We start from the raw sequence: 18,615 nt of genomic DNA, 5'->3' as shown, positions 1-18,615 counted from the left end.
CTCGCCGGGGCTGGCATCATGCCGGGATGGCGAAGCTGGACCTGCCCGTGGTGTGGAGCGACGAGGTGCTGCGGCACGTGCCGGAAGCGGAGATCTGGATCGGTGTGCGCACGCCCGGCACCGAGCTGCCCGAGCGGGCCACCGTGCTGCGCTCGGCGCTGGTGCGCGCCGGGGCCCGCCTGGTCGAGGCCCGCCCCCTCGGTGACGACCTGCTCGCCCTGGCCCACACTCCCGAGCTGCTGGCGCACCTGGAAAGCGTTTACGGCCAGTGGGCCGACGGAGGTTACCTGGAGTACCAGGACCGGGTGGTGCCGTACGTCTTCCCGACCCCCGCGATGCTGGAAGGGCTGCCGGTGCGCCGGCCCACGGCGACCCACGCGCGGGCGGGACAGTTCTGCTACGACACGATGACCCTGGTCGGGCCGGGCACCTGGCCCGCGGCGCGGGCCGCCGCACACGCCGCCGCGACCGCGGCCGACCTGGTCGCCGCGGGGGAGCGGGCCGCGTACGCCATCTGCCGCCCGCCGGGCCACCACGCGACCCGCAGCGGGTTCGGCGGTTCGTGCTATCTCAACAACGCCGCGGTGGCGGTGCTCGCGCTGCAGCGCGCCGGGGTGGCCCGGGTCGCCGTGGTCGATGTGGACGCCCACCACGGCAACGGCACCCAGTCGATCTTCTACGACCGCGCCGACGTGCTCTACACCTCGGTGCACGTGGACCCGGGCGAGGGCTGGTTCCCGCACTACGCGGGCTTCGCCGACGAGACCGGCACCGGCGCGGGCGAGGGGGCGAACCTGAACGTGCCGCTGGCGCCGGGCACCGGTGACGAAGGCTGGCTCGCCGGGGTGCGCCGCCTCGTCGAGTTCATCGGCGAGCGCGCCGACGCGGTGGTGCTGTCCCTGGGCGTCGACGCCGCCAAGGACGACCCGGAGAGCCCGCTGCAGGTCACCGCGGACGGCTACGGCCGCACCGGCGAACTGGTCCGTGAGCTGGGCCTGTCCGTCGTCGCCGTGCACGAGGGCGGCTACCACCTGCCCACCCTCGGCCCCCTCACGGTCGCCACCCTCGCGGGCGTGACCGGAACCCGCTGACCCCCGCCCGACCACCACGCTCGCGGGCCTCATCGGAACCCGCGAGACCCCCGCCCGACCACCACCCTGGCGGCGGCCCCCGGAACCCGCTAACCTCTACCGCGGTAAGCGCTTTCCGCACCCTTCCCCGTGCGACGCGCCCCGCCGCGCCTTCCCGGCCCGGCTTGATCACGTCGATCTTGCGCGAACTGTTGGCGGTATGCCCGGAAAGGGCCTGTCGTACCCACAGTTCACGCAAGATCGTCGCAGGGTGGAGAGGGCGGTGGCGCGTGGAGTTCACGGTGGCGGGGCGGGTGGTGGCGGAGTACTGCTCGGGGGCGGAGGTCGAGGCGACGTTGGGGCCGCGGCCTTATCTGCATCCTTTGCGGACGCTCGCGGGGACCGTGGTGAGCGATGCGGTGCCGGCGGACCATCGGTGGCATCTGGGGCTGTCCTTGGCGATGCAGGACGTGAACCGCAACAACCTGTGGGGCGGGCGGACGTACGTGCGCGACCAGGGGTACACCTGGCTCGACGACCACGGGTCGATCACCGGGGAGGGCTTCGACGAGGTGCGGGCGGGCGGGTTCGTGCAGCGGCTGGCCTGGCGGGGGGCAGACGGCAAGGTGTTGCTGTCGGAGCGGCGCACGATGACGGCGGCGTACCTCGACGAGCGGTCGTGGGTGCTGGAGCTGGGCTGGGCGCTGACCGCGGACGAGACCGTCACGCTGGGCAGCCCGGCGACGAACGGGCGGCCGGGCGGGGCCGGGTACGGCGGGTGCTTCTGGCGGGTCGCGCCGGGGGCGAATCTGGCGCTGACCGCGGGGGAGCTTTCCGGCGAGGAGCAGGTCAACGGGAGCGCGGAGCCGGAGCTGGTATGGCGGGGCGAGTCGGGCGGCGCGGCGTACACCCTGCGGTTCTCGGGTCTGGGCGAAGGCGACCGCTGGTTCGTGCGCACCAGCGAGGGTTCGACCGGGTATCCGGGAGTATGCGCGGCGTGGGCCTACGAGCAGACCCGGGTCATCGAAGCGGGCGAGACCCGAACCGGCGCGCTCCGTGTGGTGGTCAGCGACTGAGCCGTGCTCAGGCCAGGTCGGCCGGGTCGAGGCCGACCTCGCGGGCGGCGACCATGCGCATCCACTCGAAGGCCTGCTTGCGGGAGATCGCCTTCTCGTGCACGGTGAGCTGCACCGCGAGCCCGTCGATGATGGCGTTGATGCGCCACGCCGCGCCGGCCGGGTCGTCGCAGATGAACGAGCCGTCCGCGACGCCGTTGGCGATGACCTCGGTGAGGCCCTCTCTCCAGCGCAGGTCCATGCGGCGCGACACCTTCTCCAGCTCCGGCGTGCGCAGCGCCTCCGACCAGCCGTCGATCCACATCATCCAGGACTTGGAGCGGCCGGTGGGCGCGAGCAGCTTCACCAGCTTCTTCAGCTTCTCGACGGACGTCGTGTTGGAGTCGACCACCGCGTGCAGCCGGGCCATGTCCTGCTCGGCGGCGTACGCGAAAGCCTGCGCCAGCAGCGCGTCCTTGCTGGTGAAGTGATAGAAGACCAGTGCCTGGCTGACCCCGGCCGCCTTGGCGACATCGGCGGTGCGGGTGTTGGCGAAGCCGCGCTCGACGATCACGTCCACTGCGGTGCGCAGCAGCGAGTCCAGGCGCACTTCAGCAGTTCGTCGAGCCACCGCTGAACCCTAACCCACGCCTGTCCATGCCCCGCCATCCACCAACTCGCCGATCAAGCCGTTCGCCCGACCCGCGCGGGCCCTGCATGATCGGCCGACTTGCCTGGCAGATGGGCGAATGCGGGGTCAAGGCACGCACAGGTGCCGGGCAAGTTCGACGATCAAGGCGGCGGGCCGCGGGGCCGCGGGGCCGCGGGTCAGTGGGTCAGTGGGCGGCGGCGGGGGCCGGAAGGGCGGCGGGGTCAGGGTTGGCGTGGGCGTCGGCGGCGATGCGGCGGCTGGCGGCGACGGCCAGCAGGGCGCCGGTGGCGACCATCGCGGTGGCGATCAGGATGACCGTGGTCAGGCTGGTGCCCTGGTTGATGATCAGGCCGGAGATGGACGAGCCGGCCGCGAAGCCGACGTAGATGCCGGTGCCGACCCAGGTGAAGGCCTCGGTGCTGCGCCCGGCCGGGGCGATCCGGGTGACCAGCGCGCACTCGACCGCGGTGGTCGGGGAGATGACCATGCCGCCGAGGAACAGGATCAGCGCCAGGCTGGGCAGGCCGAAGGCCAGCAGCATCGCGCCGAAGCCGACCGTGTTCAGGCACAGCAGCAGCGCGAACAGCTTCGGCTGGCTGAGTTTCGGGTTCATGCCGGAGAACCAGACGCCGCCGACGATGGAGCCCGCGCTCCAGGCGGCCACCACCGCGCCCGCGGCCTGCGGTGCGCCCAGGTCGGCGGCGTACTTCGGGATCGCCACCTCCATGACGCCGTAGGCGGCGGCCTCCAGCGCACCGACGATCAGCACGACGACCAGGCTCAGCCGCATCAGCCGGTTGGCCCGCAGTGCGCGCTTCAGGGCTGCCGCGCTGACGGTGACGCCGTTCGACGCGGACGCCGCGCGGGCGAGCGCGGCGGTGCGCACCTCGCGGTAGCGGGCGGTCAGCCCGGGCGCTGCGGCCAGGCCCACCGAGCCGGCGGTGGCCAGCAGCGCGGTGACGATCACCGCGACGTACGGGTTGGTCGCCGCGGTGACGAGCGCGATCAGCACCGGGCCGAGCACGTAGGTGAGCTCGACGGTGATGGCGTCGAAGGCGTACGCCGTCTGCACGTGCGCCGGGGCCAGGCCGGGCAGCACGACCCGGGTGACCGCGCCGACGGGCGGGTTCGCGGCGCCGGCCAGCGCGGCCAGGCCGATGATCAGCGCGACCGGCTGGTGCGTCCACAGCGCGGCGACCATACCGGACAGCAGCAGCGCGTAGAGCACGCCGGTGATGCGCAGCACCGCGACGGCGTATCCGCGGTCGCACAGGCGGCCCAGCCATGGCGAGGTGAACGCGGTGATCGCCGAGTGCGCGCCGGTGGCGATGCCGGCCACGGCGTACGAGCCGGTGCCGTGCTGGACGGCGAGGATGAACACGAGGGTCGCCATGCCGTAGGGCAGGCGGCCGATCAGGGACGGCACCGCCACCCGGGCGACACCCGGGCTGGCGATGAGGGCACGGTAACGGCGGGCAGCGGTGACGACCGCGAGGCCGGACATGGAAAGGGCTCCAAAGAAGGGAGTAAAGGTGGTCGGCGTCGGCGCGGTGGGCGACGTCAACCGAAGCGGCGGGCCGCCTGGTGGTTCCAGCAGCGCTTCACCACGACGGCGGCACCGTCGTACGCCTGCAGCGTGATCGCGACCGTCAGGTGGTCGGCGTCGGCGGTCAGCTCGACCGCGCATTCGGTGCTCACGCTGGTATCGCCCCAGGTGAGCGCGAAACGGGCGGTGGACGTCGACGTCTGCCGCCAGGTGCGCCGGTCGACGGTGACCGACCCGGTGTACCGGTCGGTGCAGGTGCCGCCGGTGATGTCCCAGGTGGAGCCGTGCTCCACGGTCGCCGTGGTGACGCGGCCGAGCACGTCGTCGCTGATCCGCCACCCCGCCGGGTCGCCCTCGACCGCTTGCTGCCCCTGGTCGTAGCGGGGCGCGGGGTCGGTGGCGTGCGGCGGGGGCAGCGAGATCGCACTGGCGTCGCCGTCGACGGCCAGTGTCACCGGCCGCGGCGGCGCGATGGTGTTGGGCCAGTCCACGCCGGTGACGGACAGCCGCAGCCGCCGTCCGGGCAGCACGCGGTAGGCGCAGGTCTCCAGTTCGACCCCGGCGTCGACGAACTCGCCGGGCACGAGCGGCACCGGGTCGGTGTGCCCGTCGCGGTGGGTCAGGTTGAGGAAGCCGCGGGTGATCAGCGTCGAGGTGCCGTCGTCGGCGACGTCGCACAGCTTCACCGATACGCTCGCCACGGGCTGGTCCGCGGCGATCCGCAGGTCGACGCGACCGGGGCCGATGAGCGTCAACGGCTCGTCGGCGACGGGGAAGTCCCACGTCAGCGAGGCGGCGTCGTCGAAGCGCTGGTCGGTGGGCTGGCCCCAGGGCAGCCGTCCGGCGCAGCTGTTCCAGGCGGCGGTGCCGGTGTCGGGGCGCACAGCGAGCACTCGGGTGCCACCGCCGATCGCCCAGGACCGCGGGCAGCGCCAGGTCGTGTTCGGCCAGTCCGGCATGCTGTGCCAGGACCCGGCGGCCTGCGCCGCGTCCGGCTCCGGGGTGCCGCCGGATTCGCGCAGGAAGAAGGTGTACGGCGGCTCCGTGTCCACCCCGTTGTCGGCTCCCCGCAGCCAGCGGTCGAACCAGCGGGCCAGTTCGGCGGCGAGGTCGACGTGCGGGCCGGGCAGTGCGGACTCGGCGGACATGTGGCTCCACGGCCCGGCCAGCAGCCGCGCGTGGGTGCCCGCGTCGCGCAGGAACGCCACGGTGCGGAAGCTGGTGTTGCGGTAGCCGTCCGCCCAGCCCGCGACGATCATCGTGGGCACGGTGATGCGCTCGTAGCCGAGGTGGTAGCGGCCATCCGGGTCCGGCAGCGACGGATCGCGCAGCGAACCGTGCCGCCAGTAGGGGCCGTCGCTCGCCTCCTCGAGCCAGCGCAGCAGCCAGGGCTCGGTGCGGTCGAGCCGGTCGAGCCAGCGCTCGCGCCAGTCCGGCCCGGCGATCGAGGGCACCGGCGGCAGCGCGTTCATCGCGATCATGTACGTCGGGTAGTCGACGACGTCGAGCAGCCGCAGCGAGCCGCCCATGTGGTGCACGTCGTCGGTGTACCGGTCGTCGGTCGCGTAGATCGGCGCGATCGCCTTCAGCGCCGGCGGGTGGCGCATGGCGACCTGGATCGCGTTGAACCCGGAGTAGGACGTGCCGTACATGCCGACGTTGCCGTCGCAGAAGGACTGTGCCGCCAGCCAGCCGATGACGGCGACCAGGTCGTCCTGCTCGCGCAGCGGGTACTCGTCGACGGCGACGCCCTCGCTGGAGCCGGTGCCGCGCAGGTCGACCCGGCAGACGGCGTAGGAGAACTCGTCGCGCAGGCGCTCGTACTCCTCGGTGTACGAGGAGGTGATGTCGTCCTTGCGGTAGGGCAGCGCCTCCAGCAGGCACGGCTGCGGGGTGTCCATGGCGGGGAGGTGGAGGGTGGCGGCCAGCCGGACACCGTCGTCCATGGTGATCCAGACCTGCTCGCTGCGCCCTGCGGCCCGCGTGGCCATGGTGACACCCCTCCCGGTTTCCCCAGCAAGGCTACTGGCTGACTGAGTCGTCAGTCAACAAAGCCCGCATGAACCGCAGGAGTCCCCCAGGTCACAGCTGTATGGCCCGGACTCAGTTCTTGTCAGGAGCGTGCAGCAGTGCCGTGATGCCGGAAAGGAAGGTCTCCGGATCGGGGTGTCCCAGCAGGACCCGCTGCAGCGCATAGCCGGGGATCATGCTGAACAGCACCGCGCCGACCGCCTCGGGGTCGGCGTCGGCCGGCAGGCGCCCGGCGGCCTGCTGGTCGCGGGCGATCTCGACGAAGTGGCCGCGAACCCGGCCGTAGATGCCGCGGACGAACTCCGCCAGGTCTGGATTGCGCAGGGACTCCGCCCAGACCTGCAACGCCATCGGGAAGACGCCGTCCGGGCCGAACTGCGGATCGACGGTCTGCAGCAGGCGGCGCATCACGTCCTCGATCGGCGGTGGGGGGTCCACCGCGCGGACCTCGTCGAGCAGGTCGCTCACCCGGCCGATCACCTGCTCGGCGATGGCGGTGACGAGCTCCTCCTTGCTTTTGAAGTAGCGGTAGAACGCGCCGACGGACAGCCCGGCCTCGGAGATCACGTCCTGCATCGAGGTGGCATGGAAGCCGTTGCGCGCGAAGCAGGCCCTGGCGGCGTCGAGGATCTGCTGGCGGCGGGCGGCGAGGTGGGCTTCGGAGACGCGTGGCATGGCTCTCATCGTAAAACGAACGATCGTTCTTGACAGGTGCCGGTGCGTGAGGGCATCGTTGCCCAAAGAGAACGAACATTCGTTTTAAAGGAGCCCCCATGCGCCGCACCCTGCCCCCGGCGGTCCTGGCGGTCGTCCTCGCCGTAGCGGTGATGACCCTGCAGGCCCTGTTGCTGCCCCTGTTCGCCGGTCCCGCCGCCAACGCGGCGCCGCGCGACCTGCCCGTGGTCGTCGCCGGCCCGGCCCCGGCCGTCGCGGCGTTCACTTCCAAGATCGAGACGATGAGCCCGGGTGCGTTCGAGGTCACCGCGGTCGCCGACGCCGACGCGGCCGACGCGGCGGTGCTCGACCGCGAGGCGTACGCCGCCTTCATCCTCAGCCCGACCGGTGTCACCCTGCACACCGCTTCCGCCGCAGCCCCGGCGGTCGCGAACCTGTTCAACGCCGTCGCCGCGCAGCTCGGCGCGGGCAGCGGCATGCCGGTGACGGTCACCGACCTGGCTCCGCTCAGCGCCGACGACCCGCACGGCGGCGGCTTCGCGGCGGGCTTCTTCCCCCTGGTGATCACCTCCATGCTGGCCGCGATCGCGCTCTACTTCGCCGTGGCGGGCTTCGCCGCCCGGGTGATCGGACTGTTCGCCTTCGCCGCGCTGTCCGGTGCGGCGGGCGCGACCGTGCTGCAGAGCTGGCTCGGCGTGATCGGCGGCGACTGGTGGCCGGTGGCGGGTGTCATCGCGCTGCTCACCCTGGCCATCAGTGCCGCGGTGCACGGCCTGGCGAGTGTCGCGGGCCCGCGCGGCATCGGTCTGGGTGCGGTGCTCATCCTGCTGGTCGGCAACGCGCTGGGCGCGGTCGGCGCGGCCCCGGAGCTGCTGCCGCAGCCCTGGGGCGAGTTCGGCCAGTGGCTGCCCATCGGGGCCGGGGCAACCCTGCTGCGCTCGGCCGCCTGGTTCGGCGGGTCCGGTGGCGGTGCCGCGGCCTGGGTGCTGGCCTCGTGGGCGCTGGCCGGCCTGGCCCTGCTCGGCGTCGCCTGGCTGGGGCGCAAGGAGCAGGTGGAACCGGACGACGCCGAGGCCCATGAGGCAGCCCGCCGCCTCGGCGCTACGGTGACTGCCTGAGCTGACGTACGCCGGGCGCGCCCGCCTGCGCGCCCGGCGTATCCCCGTACGGCGCGGAGCGGGAAACGAGACGATCGTGTTCCGGAACAGGAATGCGCTCCCCGCGCGCGTTGTTGGCTCCGGTGGAACGACCATCTGCAGGAGGCGAACGACGTGCTCGACCCACAGAAGCTCTACCAGCTGAGCGACGAACTGCCCGAGCTGGGCCGTCCGGTCCTGCTGCACGCGCTCTCGGGGTTCGTCGACGCCGGTGCGGCCGGCAAGCTCGCCCGCGAGCACCTGCTCGACTCGCTCGAGTCGACCGTGGTGGCCGAGTTCGACCTCGACCAGCTCTACGACTACCGCTCCCGCCGGCCGCTGATGCACTTCTCGGCCGACCACTGGGAGGCGTACGACCAGCCCAAGCTGGAGCTGCACGCCCTGCGCGACCACGACGACACCCCCTTCCTGCTGCTCACCGGCCCCGAGCCGGACTTCCAGTGGGAGCGGTTCGTCGGCGCGACGACGGGCCTCATCGAGCGGCTCCAGGTGCGGCTGACCATCGGCATCCACGCCATTCCGATGTCCGTGCCGCACACCCGCCCCGCCGGCATCACCGCCCACGGCACCCGGCCCGAGCTGGTGGTGGGGCACGAGCCGTGGATCGCCGACGTGCAGGTCCCGGCGAGCATGACCAACCTGCTGGAATTTCGGCTGGGCCAGTCCGGCCACGACGCCATGGGCTTCGCCGCACACGTGCCGCACTACCTCGCCGACAGCGAGTACCCGCAAGCCGCGGAGCTGCTGCTGACCTCGGTGTCGCGGGCCACCGGCCTGCTGCTGCCGACCGAGGACCTGCGCGAGGCCGGGGACCGGGTGCGCGCCGAGATCGAGCGCCAGCTGACCGACAACCACCAGGCCGCGGCCGTGGTCAAGGCGCTGGAGGAGCAGTACGACGCGTTCATGCGCGGCCGCGGCAGCAACCTGCTGACCGAGCCCGCGCCGCTGCCCACTGCCGAAGAGCTGGGCGCGGAGTTGGAGCGTTTCCTCGCCGAGCACAGCAAGGGCGACAAGAGCGAGGGCTGAACCCGGGCACGACAGGCTGCCGAACGGCGGCGAGGCCCCCACCCGTACGGGTGGGGGCCTCGCCGCCGTGAAGGGCTCCTGCTACGGGCACGCCGTGCCGGGTGTCAGGAGGCCAGGCTGAACAGCATGCCTGCCGATACCGACTTCGGGTCCTTCAACCCGGTTCGTACGGTGACCGGAACCGGGCTGCTCACGGGCAGATTGCCGTCTCCCAGCTGGCCGTAGTTGTTGTACCCCCAGGCCTTCACCGTGTTGCCGGCGACCGCCAGGCTGTGTCCCAACCCGGCGGCGGCTGCGGGCGCGCTGCCGGCGGAGATCGCCTTCACCCCGGTCAGCCCGACGGCGTCGACCGGAGTGAGCCGAGGGCTCGTGGTGGTGCCGTCGCCGAGCTGCCCGCTCGCGTTGGCACCCCAGCCCTTGACCCGGCCGTTGGTCAGCAGGGCCAGGCTGAAGTCGCTGCCGCCGGAGACGGCTTTGACCCGCACGCCCCCCAGGCCGAGGACGTCGACCGGGGTGGGCTGCGGCGAGACCTGGTTGCCGTTGCCGACCTGCCCGAACTGGTTGCTGCCCCAGCCCTTGACGCCGCCGGCGGCGGTGACCGCGAGGCTGTGTGTGTCGCCTGCGTCGATGGCCTTGATCTTCACGCCGGTCAGGCCGGCGACGACGACGGGTGTGGGCTCCGGTGCGGTGCCGGCAGTGCCGGTGCCCAGCTGGCCGAAGGTGTTGTCGCCCCAGGCCCGGAGCGTGCCGTCGGCCAGCAGGGCCAGGCTGAAGTCGGCGCCGGCCGCGATGGCGGTCACCTTGCGGCCGGTGAGGGCGGTGACGGCGACCGGTCGGTTGCGCTGCACCGTGGTGCCGTCGCCGAGCTGCCCGCGGTCGTTGGCGCCCCAGGTCATGACGGCGCCGCTGCCCAGCAGAGCCAGGCTGTGCGCCCGGCCGGCGGCGACGGCTTTGACGGAGCCCAGCCCGGCCACGTTGCCCGGCTCCGGCTGGCTGGTGTCCGCCCCCGCGGGGTTGCCGTATCCCAGCTGGCCGGACGTGTTGAGACCCCAGGCCTTGACCGTGCCGTTGGTCAGCAGGGCCAGGCCGTGGTCGTGTCCGGCCGCGACGGAGAGCACGTGTTCCGGGATGTGCACCGTCACTGCCGTGTCCCGCGGACGCTCCTCGCCGGCGGTGCCGATGCCCAGCTGGCCGGTGGCGTTGCGGCCCCACGCCTCGGCGCCCTGGGTCGCGGCCGGCTTCGGTTTGCCGGGGCGTCCACCGCCGTGCTGGCCGCCGCCCTTGTCCTCGGCGGCGGCGGTGTGTGGCGCCGCCAGCGCGAGCATGCCGGCGACCGCGACGGCCCCGAGCCCGCGCAGTCCTGTCCTGATAGGTCGCATGAACGTTCCCCCGAATGTCGCGACATGAATCGTCCTCACCGTGAGTGCGGGTGTATGCGCAGCTCAACGGCGTTGTCCAAGTTGTACTGGACGTCCGTACCGCGGTGCGCGATCGACACGCGACCGCAACGGACAGCGGTGCGCGCAGCTGACCGAGGATCTGCGTCAGGCCGGGGATCGGGTGCGGAGCTGGAGCGTTTCCTCGCCGAGCACGGCAAGGGCGACAAGGACGAGGCTGAACCGCTGTACGGCCGAGCCGTCCGCGTCACCTGATCGTGATTCCCCGCTGCCACCCTGGGCCGCATGGACAACGGGGAACAGCGCGACGCCCTGCGGCGTGCGCTCGGGTGGCTCGCCCACCCGGTCAGCCTGGCCGGGCTGCTCCTGCTGCTGGTCAACGATCATCTGCTGAAGGAATGGCAGCCGGGCCTGATCACCGGCAAGCTCAGCGACATCGCCGGGATGCTGATGTTCCCGCCGTTGCTGGCGGTGCTCGGCGCGCTGGTGGCCCCGCGGATGCCGGTCCGTGGGCTGGCGGTGGCGGCGCTGGCCGTCACCGGCGCCGGGTTCGCGTTCGTGAAGTCCACGGCGTACGGCGCCGCACTGGCCGCCCAGGCTTGGTCCGCCGTGAACGGATCGTCGGTGGTGCGCGCCGACCGGACCGACCTGCTGGCGCTGCCCGCACTGGTCCTGTGCTGGTGGGCTTGGCGGCGATCGCTGCGGCGTCCCGCCCCGGGCCGCGGTGTCGCCCGGCTGGTCCGCGGGGCGGTGCTGGTGCCCGTCGCGCTGCTCGCCACCGTGGCGACCTCCCCGCCGAACTGGCCGGAGATGACCGGCGTCGCCGAGGCGGGCGGCCAGGCCGTCCTGATGGTCGAGGACCGGAACGGGCAGCAGTACGCATTCAGTCCCGACGACGGCCTCACCTGGGGTCCCGTCGAACACTGGCCGGACCTCGCCACCACCTCGCGGAACTGCGCGGGCGACACCTGCTACCGGGCGGTGGCCGGGCGGCTGCTCGTCGAGTCCAGTCAGGATGGTGGCGCGACCTGGCGCACCGAGTGGGAGATCAGCGGTAAGCAGCTCGCCGTGCTGACGGACGAGTACGAGGACAGCGGAGTCTTCGGCATGCTGGGCACACCCGCCGGTGACCTGTCCTCGCGAATGCTGGTCGTGCTCGAACGCGACGGCGGGCACGTGGTGCTGGTCGCCAACGGGCGCGACGGGCTGCTGCGGCGGGACGTCGACGGCAGGTGGACCCGGCTCGGCATGTGGTGGCATGGCGTGTGGACTCCGGCTCCGCCGCTCGCCGAGGTGTGGCGGCCCACCCCGTCCGACCGGGCCCTCAGCGCCGGGTTCACCGTGGTCGGTGTACTACTGCTGGTGCTGATCGCCGGCGCGATAGCCGCCGCCGCGGGCCGGCGGGTGAGTACGACACTTCAGTTGGTCCTCGCCGGACTGATCGCCGCCGCGACTACCATCACCTGCTCGGTTGCCGCGGCGGCCGCAGGAATCTCGCCCGGCGCCGGCCCGGCGCTGTCGGCGTTGCTGTGCGGTGGGCTGGCTGCGGTCGCGCTGGGCGTGCTGACGGCCCGATTGCGGCGCGCCCGACAGCTGTCCGGCCGCCGGGTCGCCGCGGTGCTGGCGGTCGGCGCGGTCGGTGCCCTGATGGCGGAGCTGTCGCGGGCCGCGATCCTCGGGGACGGCATCGTGCTCGGAAGGGACGGCCTCACGCAGTACTGGGCCGGGCTGGTGGTGTGCCTGGTGGCGCTGGTCGCGGCCGGGCTGGGCGTCGCCGCAGGGCGGGCCCGGCTGCCGCGCGGCGAACCCTACCTGCCGTGAACACAGGACAGGTCGAGAACCGGATGACGAAGGGGCGGCACCACCACGCGTGCCGCCCCTTCTCGCTGTGCAGCGCTCAGGTGGCCAGCGCGAATTGGTAGCCGGTCGACACGTCCTTCGGCTTGTCCAGCCCGGTCGCCACGAGCGCCGGGGTGAGGATCGGGTCGAAGCCGGTGAACCCGATGCCGACCTGCCCGGAGCTGTTGTCGCCCCAGGCCTTGATGACGCCGTTGGTGATGGCGACGGTGAAGCCGCCGTCGAGGGTCGCGCCGGACCCCGCGGTGGAGATGTCGATGACGCCGGTCAGGCCGACCGCGTCGACGGGGCTCAGCCGCGGCGTCACCGTCGTGCCGTCGCCGAGCTGACCGTCGCCGTTGGCGCCCCAGCCCTTGACCCGGCCGTTGACCAGAATCGCGAGGCTGGAGAAGCCGCCCGCGTTGACGATCTTCACGCCGGTGAGGCCGACCACCGGCGTCGGGGTCGGCACCGGGGTGAGGCCGGCCACGCCGTTGCCGACCTGACCGCGCGAGTTCTCGCCCCAGCCGCGCACGGTTCCGTTGCCGAGCACGGCCAGCGCGTGGCTGTCACCCGCGTCGACGTGCTTGACCCGGACGCCGGTCAGGCCGGTGACGGCCACCGGGGTGGTCTGCGGGTCGGGGCTGACGGCGCCGGTGCCCAGCTGGCCGGAGCGGTTGTCGCCCCAGGCCCGCAGCGTGCCGTCGGCCAGCAGCGCGAGACTGAACTGCGAGCCGGCCGCGATGGCGACGACCCGGCCGGTCAGCCCGGTGACCGCGACCGGTGTGGCGCTGTCGTCGGTGGTGCCGTTGCCGAGCTGGCCGCGGGCGTTGTCGCCCCAGGCGAGCACGGTGCCGTTGTTGAGCAGCGCGAGGCTGTGCGCCCCGCCGGCCGCGAGCGTCTTGACGCCCGTCACGCCGGGCACGGAGCCGGGGACCGGCCGGTCGATGGTGGTGCCGTCGCCGAGCTGGCCGTCGCTGTTGGCGCCCCATGCCTTCACGGTGCCGTTGTGCAGCAGTGCCAGGCTGAACCGGCCGCCGCCCTCGACGTCGCGGACCTCGTCCGGAACGCGGGCGGTGACGGCGCTCGGCCGGGTGATCAGCGTGCCGTCGCCGAGCTGGCCGGAGTCGTTGTAGCCCCAGGACTCGACGCCCGCGACGGGCACCTCCGGCTTGGGCTTGGGCTTCGGCTTGCCGTGGCTGCCGCCGCCGCCGTGGTTGCCGCCGCCCTGGCCCTCCACCGCTCCGGCGGCGTGTGGCGCCGCCAGGGCGATCATGGTGCTGACCGCGACGACCCCAAGGGCGCGCAGTCCTGTCGTGATAGGTCGCATGTACGTTCCCCCGCAAGTTTGCGACATGAGTCGGCCCGTCCGAGCGCGCAATGACCGCGCAGCTCACGGCCTCGTCCTAGTTGTATCGCAGGGTGGTCCGGCGACCCTGGCGACGCGCAGCGGCCGTCCGGACCGGATCGTCGCCGGAGGTTGCCGGGGTATTGCCGAACCGTGAACGTGCACGCATGATGACGGAACTTCGACGTGCACCGCGTACGAGAGTGAGGCGACGATGCCCTTTTCCAGCCCTCTGGCCGACGTCGGGATCCCCGAGGTCTCCGTCCCCCAGCTCGTCATCGGCCCGGCGGCCGCACGGGGCGAGCATCCCGCGTTGATCGACGGCCGCACCGGGCAGACGCTGACGTACGCGCAGCTGGCGCACATGGTGGACCGGCTCGCCGCGGGGCTGGCCGGTGCCGGGCTGCGGCCCGGTGACGTGCTGGCCCTGTTCAGCCCGAACACGCTGCTCTACCCGGTGGTGTTCCACGCCGCGCTGGCCGCGGGGGCCACGGTCACCACTGTCAACGCGCTGGCCACCGAGAAGGACCTGACCACCCAGCTCAGCGACTCCGGCGCGAAGCTGCTCGTCACCGTGTCGCCGTTCCTGGATCGCGCCGCGGCCGCCGCCGCGCAGGTGCAGGAGATCCTCGTCTGCGACACCGCCGAGGGATACCGCTCGGTGCAGGAGCTGATGGCCACGGCCGAGCCCGCGCCCGCCGTCACGCTCGACCCGGCGACCGCGCTGGCCGTGCTGCCCTACTCCAGCGGCACCACCGGCGTGGCCAAGGGCGTCATGCTCACCCACCGCAACCTGGTCGCCAACATCGCGCAGACCCAGCAGGTGGTGAAGTACGACCCCGCCGACCGGGTGCTGGCGGTGCTGCCGTTCTTCCACATCTACGGCCTGACCGTGCTGATGAACATGGCGCTGTCCGAGGGCGCCACGCTGGTCGTGCTGCCGCGGTTCGACCTGGTCGAGTTCCTGACCGCGATGCAGGACCAGAAGGTCAGCCGCGCGTTCGTCGCGCCGCCGATCGTGCTGGCGCTGGCCAAGCACCCGCTGGTCGACCAGTACGACCTGTCCGCGCTGCAGGTGGTGTTCTCCGGCGCGGCCCCGCTCGACGGCGACCTGGCCCAGGCCTGCGCGGCCCGGCTGGGCTGCCTGGTGCAGCAGGGCTACGGCATGACCGAGCTGTCGCCGGTGTCGCACGCGCAGGCGCACGGCGACACCCGGGTCAAGCCCGGCACGGTCGGCCCGCTGATCCCGAACACCCTGGCCCGGGTGGTGGACGTGGCCACCGGCGACGATCTCGGTGTCGGCGAGCCCGGTGAACTCTGGATCAAGGGCCCGCAGGTGATGCAGGGCTACCTGGGCCGCCGCGCCGACACCGACGCCACCGTCGACGCCGACGGCTGGCTGCACACCGGCGACGTCGGCCTCGTCGACGCCGAGGGCGACTGGTTCATCGTCGACCGGGTCAAAGAGTTGATCAAGTACAAGGGCTACCAGGTGCCGCCGGCCGAGCTGGAGGCGGTGCTGCTGGGCCACCCGCAGATCGCCGACGCGGCCGTGGTCGCGGGCCACGACGCGGACGGCGAGGAGATCCCGCACGCCTTCGTCGCCGCGGCCCCCGGCGCCGACCTCACCGCCCAGGACGTCAAGGACTACGTCGCCGAACGCGTCGCCCCCTACAAGCGCGTCCGCGCCGTCACCTTCGTCGACGCCATCCCCAAGAGCGCCTCCGGCAAGATCCTCCGCAAGGACCTCCGCGCCCAGCTCTGAGTGCAAGGAAGGGCACCTTCTTAACGCTCCGCGTTATAGAAGGTGCCCTTCTTAACGCGCCATGGGGTGTGACCAGCGAGGATCGGCACGGCTGGGGAGGCTTGCGGATGTCGCCGCCGCGGACCGGTCGGATCCGCCATCTATCGGGCACAGGGGTATCCCGGCTGCGTGGCCACCTCGGGTCGAGGACTAGCGTGACCAGGTGTTCGCCGCCTTCGCTCCGATCTGGATGATCACCGCCCTGGGCTGGGGCACCATGCGGTTCGGGGTGCTGACCCGGGCCACCCAGCAGGCGCTGGCGAACTTCACCTTCGTCATCGCGATCCCGTGCGTGCTGTTCACCTCGCTGGTCAAGGTGCCGCTCGGGGACCTGCCGCTGCGTCCGCTCGCCGCGATCGCGGCCAGCACGCTGCTGATCGGGCTGTCGGTGTACTTCGTCGCGCGCCGCCTGATGCCCGGCCGCGACGGCGACCGGGTCATCGCGGCGATGGCGTCGGCCTACCTCAACGCGGGCAACCTCGGCGTGCCGGTCGCGGTGTACGTGCTCGACGACGTCTCTCTGATCATGGCGGTGCTGGTCTTTCAGACCATGCTGCTGACCCCGCTGATCGTCGGCCGGCTGGACGCGTCCGCGCACCGCGCCGACGTGGAACTGCTCGCCGCCGAGACCAGCGTCGCCCAGGCCGGGACGGCCGACGCGGCTGGGAGCGGCGCGGCGGTCGGCGCGAGCGAGGCCGGCCGGTCCGAGAGCCGATCGGGAACGGTCGTGTCTTCGCGCTGGCGGCGGCTGGCGATGCTGCCGCTGCGTACCCCCGTGATCCTGGGGTCGATGGCCGGGGTGATCGCGAGCGCGGCCGGGTGGCTGCCGCCGGAGTGGCTGCTGCGGCCGCTGGAGCTGCTGGGCGGCGCGGCGGTGCCGGCGGCGCTGTTCGCGCTGGGCATGTCGCTGCACCAGACCGACGCGTCGTCGTGGCGGCTGCCGGGGCGGGAGGTGACCGTGGCGGTGCTGCTCAAGGTGGTCGCGCAGCCGGTGGCGGCCTACCTCATCGGGCGCTATCTGCTCGATCTCGACGGCGCGGCGCTGCTGGCGGTCACGCTGGTCGCGGGCCTGCCGACGGCGCAGAACACCTTCGTGTACGCGACGGAGTTCCGTGCCTCGACCGCGCTGAGCCGGGACGCGATCCTGTTCTCCAGCCTGCTGTCGATGGGCACCCTCACGCTGATCCTCTGGCTGCTCGGCCCCGCCTCCTGACGCTGACCCGCTCCGCCCCTGCTCACGGCCGGTCCAGCGTTAAGAAGGTGCCCTTCCTCTACATATAGCGATGTGAAGGTGCCCTTCCTTTCCTCGCGGGGGCGGGTGATGATGGGGGCGGAGTTGAGGCGTTGCCGTGCGAAGGGCAGAACCATTCGGTCGCACGGGTAGCGCAGGCCGTGACGTCTGTCGTAGCCGGGTCCGGGCAGATACCTGCACGTCGACCATGCACAGACGTCCCTAGGAGACGCGTTGACCCCCGATCTCACGTCATCGCCGCGCCATCGCCGCCACCGCGACCGCCGCCTGGTCGCGCTCGGCGCGGCCGCCGCGATGACCGCCGCCACCGCCCTGGCCGGCGTGCTGCTGGCCACCACCGAAGCCTCGGCCGGCACACTGACCGGCAGCTTCTACCGCGATCCCACGTCCGCCGTGAACCAGTGGCTCGCGGCCAACCCGAACGACTCCCGAGCGTCGCTGATCAGCCAGCGCATCGGCAGCCAGCCGCAGGCGCGCTGGTTCGCGTCGTACAACCAGAGCACGATCCAGTCCCAGGTCACGTCGTACGTGAACGCCGCGAACAGCGTGAACCAGATCCCGGTGCTGGTGCCGTACATGCTGCCCAACCGCGACTGCGGCGGGGCGAGCGCGGGCGGCGCGCCGACCATCAGCGCGTACCGGACCTGGGTCGACAGCTTCGCCGCGGGCCTCGGCACGCGTACCGCTGTGATCATCCTGGAGCCGGACTCGCTGGCCCTGCAGACCTGCCTGTCGTCGACCGAGAAGGCCGACCGCAACTCCGCGCTGAGCTACGCGGTGACGAAGTTCAAGCAGGTCAACCCGAGCGTGAAGGTGTACCTCGACGCGGGCCACTCGGCCTGGAACAGCGCCGCCGACACCGCCTCGCGGCTGCAGGCGGCGGGCGTGGCCAACGCGGCCGGGTTCTACTCGAACGCGTCCAACTTCCGCTGGACCGCCGACGAGGTCAACTTCGGCCGCAACGTGCTGAACGCCCTGGGCAACGGCAACCTGCACCAGGTCATCGACACCGCCCGCAACGGCAAGGGCGCGCTGGGCAGCGAGTGGTGCGACCCGGCCGGCCGGGGCACCGGGCAGGCGCCGACGACCAGCACCAACGAGTCGACCGTGGACGCCTTCGTCTGGATCAAGCCGCCGGGCGAGGCGGACGGCTGTGCCGCGGCCGCAGGGCAGTTCGTGCCCGATCTGGCGTACTCGCTGGCGCAGAACGGCATCGTGACCAGCCCGCCGCCGAGCCCGTCCACGGTCCCGTCGCCGTCGGTGTCCCCGTCGCGCTCGGCCACCCCGTCCCCGTCGGTCTCGCCGTCTGCCCCGCCGTCGCCCTCCGTGTCGCCGTCGCCGTCGGCCAGCCAGGGCACCGGTTCCTGCTCGGTGAGCTACCGGGTGGACAGCCAGTGGGGCAACGGCTTTGTCGCCTCGGTGGTCATCACCAACCGCGGCCCGGCCCTCAGTTCATGGACGCTGACCTGGACCTATGCCGGCAACCAGGCGGTCACCAACGCCTGGAACGCCACGGTCACGGCCAGCGGGGCGAACATCACGGCCCGCAACGTCGCGCACAACGGCAGCATCCCCACGAACGGGACGGCGAGCTTCGGCTTCCAGGCGTCGTACAGCGGGACCAACACCAACCCGACCGCCTTCAAGCTGAACAACATCACCTGCAGCTGAGCAGGGACGAAGGGCCGGCGCGCGACGCGCCGGCCCTTCGCCGTCGCGGCGTCGAGCCATTGCCTGCGCACCGCGTGCCCCCGGGCTTAAGGTCG

14 protein-coding genes are annotated in these 18,615 nt (G+C 72.4%); 8 read left to right on the top strand and 6 right to left on the bottom strand.

Annotated elements, in window-relative coordinates; all coding sequences use genetic code 11:
- Window positions 1-26 precede the first annotated feature (26 nt).
- Both FLL47_RS02280 and FLL47_RS02275 read left to right on the top strand, forming a co-directional pair.
- Window positions 27-1,091: an arginase family protein gene (locus FLL47_RS02280; protein ID WP_144118726.1), complete on the top strand. Its 1,065-nt coding sequence runs from the start codon at window positions 27-29 to the stop codon at window positions 1,089-1,091.
- A 269-nt stretch (window positions 1,092-1,360) separates the two neighbouring features.
- Window positions 1,361-2,146 carry a DUF6807 domain-containing protein gene (locus tag FLL47_RS02275; protein ID WP_144118725.1) on the top strand — a complete coding sequence of 262 codons (786 nt, stop codon included), beginning with the start codon at window positions 1,361-1,363 and terminating at the stop codon, window positions 2,144-2,146.
- Between the two features lie 7 nt (window positions 2,147-2,153).
- Here FLL47_RS02275 and FLL47_RS02270 read toward each other — a convergent pair whose 3' ends face one another.
- From FLL47_RS02270 to FLL47_RS02255, 4 genes are all read right to left on the bottom strand, one after another.
- Window positions 2,154-2,756, bottom strand: a complete 603-nt coding sequence (locus FLL47_RS02270) for a TetR/AcrR family transcriptional regulator (RefSeq protein WP_144118724.1) — start codon at window positions 2,754-2,756, stop codon at window positions 2,154-2,156.
- 205 nt (window positions 2,757-2,961) lie between these two features.
- Complete coding sequence (locus tag FLL47_RS02265; protein WP_144118723.1) at window positions 2,962-4,281, bottom strand: MFS transporter; 1,320 nt, start codon at window positions 4,279-4,281, stop codon at window positions 2,962-2,964.
- 56 nt (window positions 4,282-4,337) lie between these two features.
- On the bottom strand, window positions 4,338-6,314 hold the full coding sequence (locus FLL47_RS02260) for a CocE/NonD family hydrolase (RefSeq protein ID WP_144118722.1): 1,977 nt from the start codon (window positions 6,312-6,314) through the stop codon (window positions 4,338-4,340).
- A gap of 112 nt (window positions 6,315-6,426) precedes the next feature.
- The gene (locus FLL47_RS02255; protein ID WP_144118721.1) at window positions 6,427-7,029 is read right to left on the bottom strand and encodes a TetR/AcrR family transcriptional regulator; all 603 of its coding nucleotides are present in this window, start codon (window positions 7,027-7,029) and stop codon (window positions 6,427-6,429) included.
- A 98-nt stretch (window positions 7,030-7,127) separates the two neighbouring features.
- Between FLL47_RS02255 and FLL47_RS02250 the strand changes: the two genes are divergently transcribed.
- Complete coding sequence (locus FLL47_RS02250; RefSeq protein ID WP_186315526.1) at window positions 7,128-8,147, top strand: hypothetical protein; 1,020 nt, start codon at window positions 7,128-7,130, stop codon at window positions 8,145-8,147.
- Window positions 8,148-8,300: 153 nt separating this feature from the next.
- Window positions 8,301-9,212: a proteasome assembly chaperone family protein gene (locus tag FLL47_RS02245; RefSeq protein WP_144118720.1), complete on the top strand. Its 912-nt coding sequence runs from the start codon at window positions 8,301-8,303 to the stop codon at window positions 9,210-9,212.
- Between the two features lie 104 nt (window positions 9,213-9,316).
- Here the strand turns inward: FLL47_RS02245 and FLL47_RS02240 are convergent, their stop codons facing one another.
- Window positions 9,317-10,591, bottom strand: coding sequence for an RCC1 domain-containing protein (locus FLL47_RS02240; protein ID WP_144118719.1), 1,275 nt, complete (start codon window positions 10,589-10,591; stop codon window positions 9,317-9,319).
- Window positions 10,592-10,894: 303 nt separating this feature from the next.
- Between FLL47_RS02240 and FLL47_RS02235 the strand changes: the two genes are divergently transcribed.
- Window positions 10,895-12,430: a hypothetical protein gene (locus tag FLL47_RS02235; protein ID WP_144118718.1), complete on the top strand. Its 1,536-nt coding sequence runs from the start codon at window positions 10,895-10,897 to the stop codon at window positions 12,428-12,430.
- A gap of 76 nt (window positions 12,431-12,506) precedes the next feature.
- Here the strand turns inward: FLL47_RS02235 and FLL47_RS02230 are convergent, their stop codons facing one another.
- The gene (locus FLL47_RS02230) at window positions 12,507-13,775 is read right to left on the bottom strand and encodes an RCC1 domain-containing protein (RefSeq protein ID WP_186315525.1); all 1,269 of its coding nucleotides are present in this window, start codon (window positions 13,773-13,775) and stop codon (window positions 12,507-12,509) included.
- A 232-nt stretch (window positions 13,776-14,007) separates the two neighbouring features.
- Between FLL47_RS02230 and FLL47_RS02225 the strand changes: the two genes are divergently transcribed.
- The 3 genes from FLL47_RS02225 to FLL47_RS02215 all read left to right on the top strand — a co-directional run bounded on the left by FLL47_RS02225 (window position 14,008) and on the right by FLL47_RS02215 (window position 18,520).
- Entirely contained in the window at window positions 14,008-15,558 is a 1,551-nt protein-coding gene (locus FLL47_RS02225; RefSeq protein ID WP_144118716.1) for an AMP-binding protein, read from the top strand.
- Window positions 15,559-15,760: 202 nt separating this feature from the next.
- Window positions 15,761-16,810, top strand: a complete 1,050-nt coding sequence (locus FLL47_RS02220) for an AEC family transporter (protein ID WP_144118715.1) — start codon at window positions 15,761-15,763, stop codon at window positions 16,808-16,810.
- 252 nt (window positions 16,811-17,062) lie between these two features.
- A complete protein-coding gene (locus FLL47_RS02215) occupies window positions 17,063-18,520 on the top strand; it encodes a glycoside hydrolase family 6 protein (protein WP_281286633.1) in 1,458 nt (485 codons plus the stop codon).
- Window positions 18,521-18,615: the final 95 nt, after the last annotated feature.

It is taken from the genome of Catellatospora sichuanensis (assembly GCF_007483665.1).
Classification (GTDB): domain Bacteria; phylum Actinomycetota; class Actinomycetes; order Mycobacteriales; family Micromonosporaceae; genus Catellatospora; species Catellatospora sichuanensis.
The sequence above is the reverse complement of the archived record's forward strand: the minus strand, read 5'-3'. Positions and strand labels throughout refer to the sequence as shown.

What these genes read in the sequence shown, in the direction of transcription:
- FLL47_RS02235 (WP_144118718.1), top strand. Translation starts at nt 10,895, where the DNA reads ATGGACAACGGGGAACAGCGCGACGCCCTGCGGCGTGCGCTCGGGTGG.
- FLL47_RS02255 (WP_144118721.1), bottom strand. Translation starts at nt 7,029, where the DNA reads ATGCCACGCGTCTCCGAAGCCCACCTCGCCGCCCGCCGCCAGCAGATC.
- FLL47_RS02225 (WP_144118716.1), top strand. Translation starts at nt 14,008, where the DNA reads ATGCCCTTTTCCAGCCCTCTGGCCGACGTCGGGATCCCCGAGGTCTCC.
- FLL47_RS02280 (WP_144118726.1), top strand. Translation starts at nt 27, where the DNA reads ATGGCGAAGCTGGACCTGCCCGTGGTGTGGAGCGACGAGGTGCTGCGG.
- FLL47_RS02230 (WP_186315525.1), bottom strand. Translation starts at nt 13,775, where the DNA reads ATGCGACCTATCACGACAGGACTGCGCGCCCTTGGGGTCGTCGCGGTC.
- FLL47_RS02250 (WP_186315526.1), top strand. Translation starts at nt 7,128, where the DNA reads ATGCGCCGCACCCTGCCCCCGGCGGTCCTGGCGGTCGTCCTCGCCGTA.
- FLL47_RS02265 (WP_144118723.1), bottom strand. Translation starts at nt 4,281, where the DNA reads ATGTCCGGCCTCGCGGTCGTCACCGCTGCCCGCCGTTACCGTGCCCTC.
- FLL47_RS02240 (WP_144118719.1), bottom strand. Translation starts at nt 10,591, where the DNA reads ATGCGACCTATCAGGACAGGACTGCGCGGGCTCGGGGCCGTCGCGGTC.
- FLL47_RS02260 (WP_144118722.1), bottom strand. Translation starts at nt 6,314, where the DNA reads ATGGCCACGCGGGCCGCAGGGCGCAGCGAGCAGGTCTGGATCACCATG.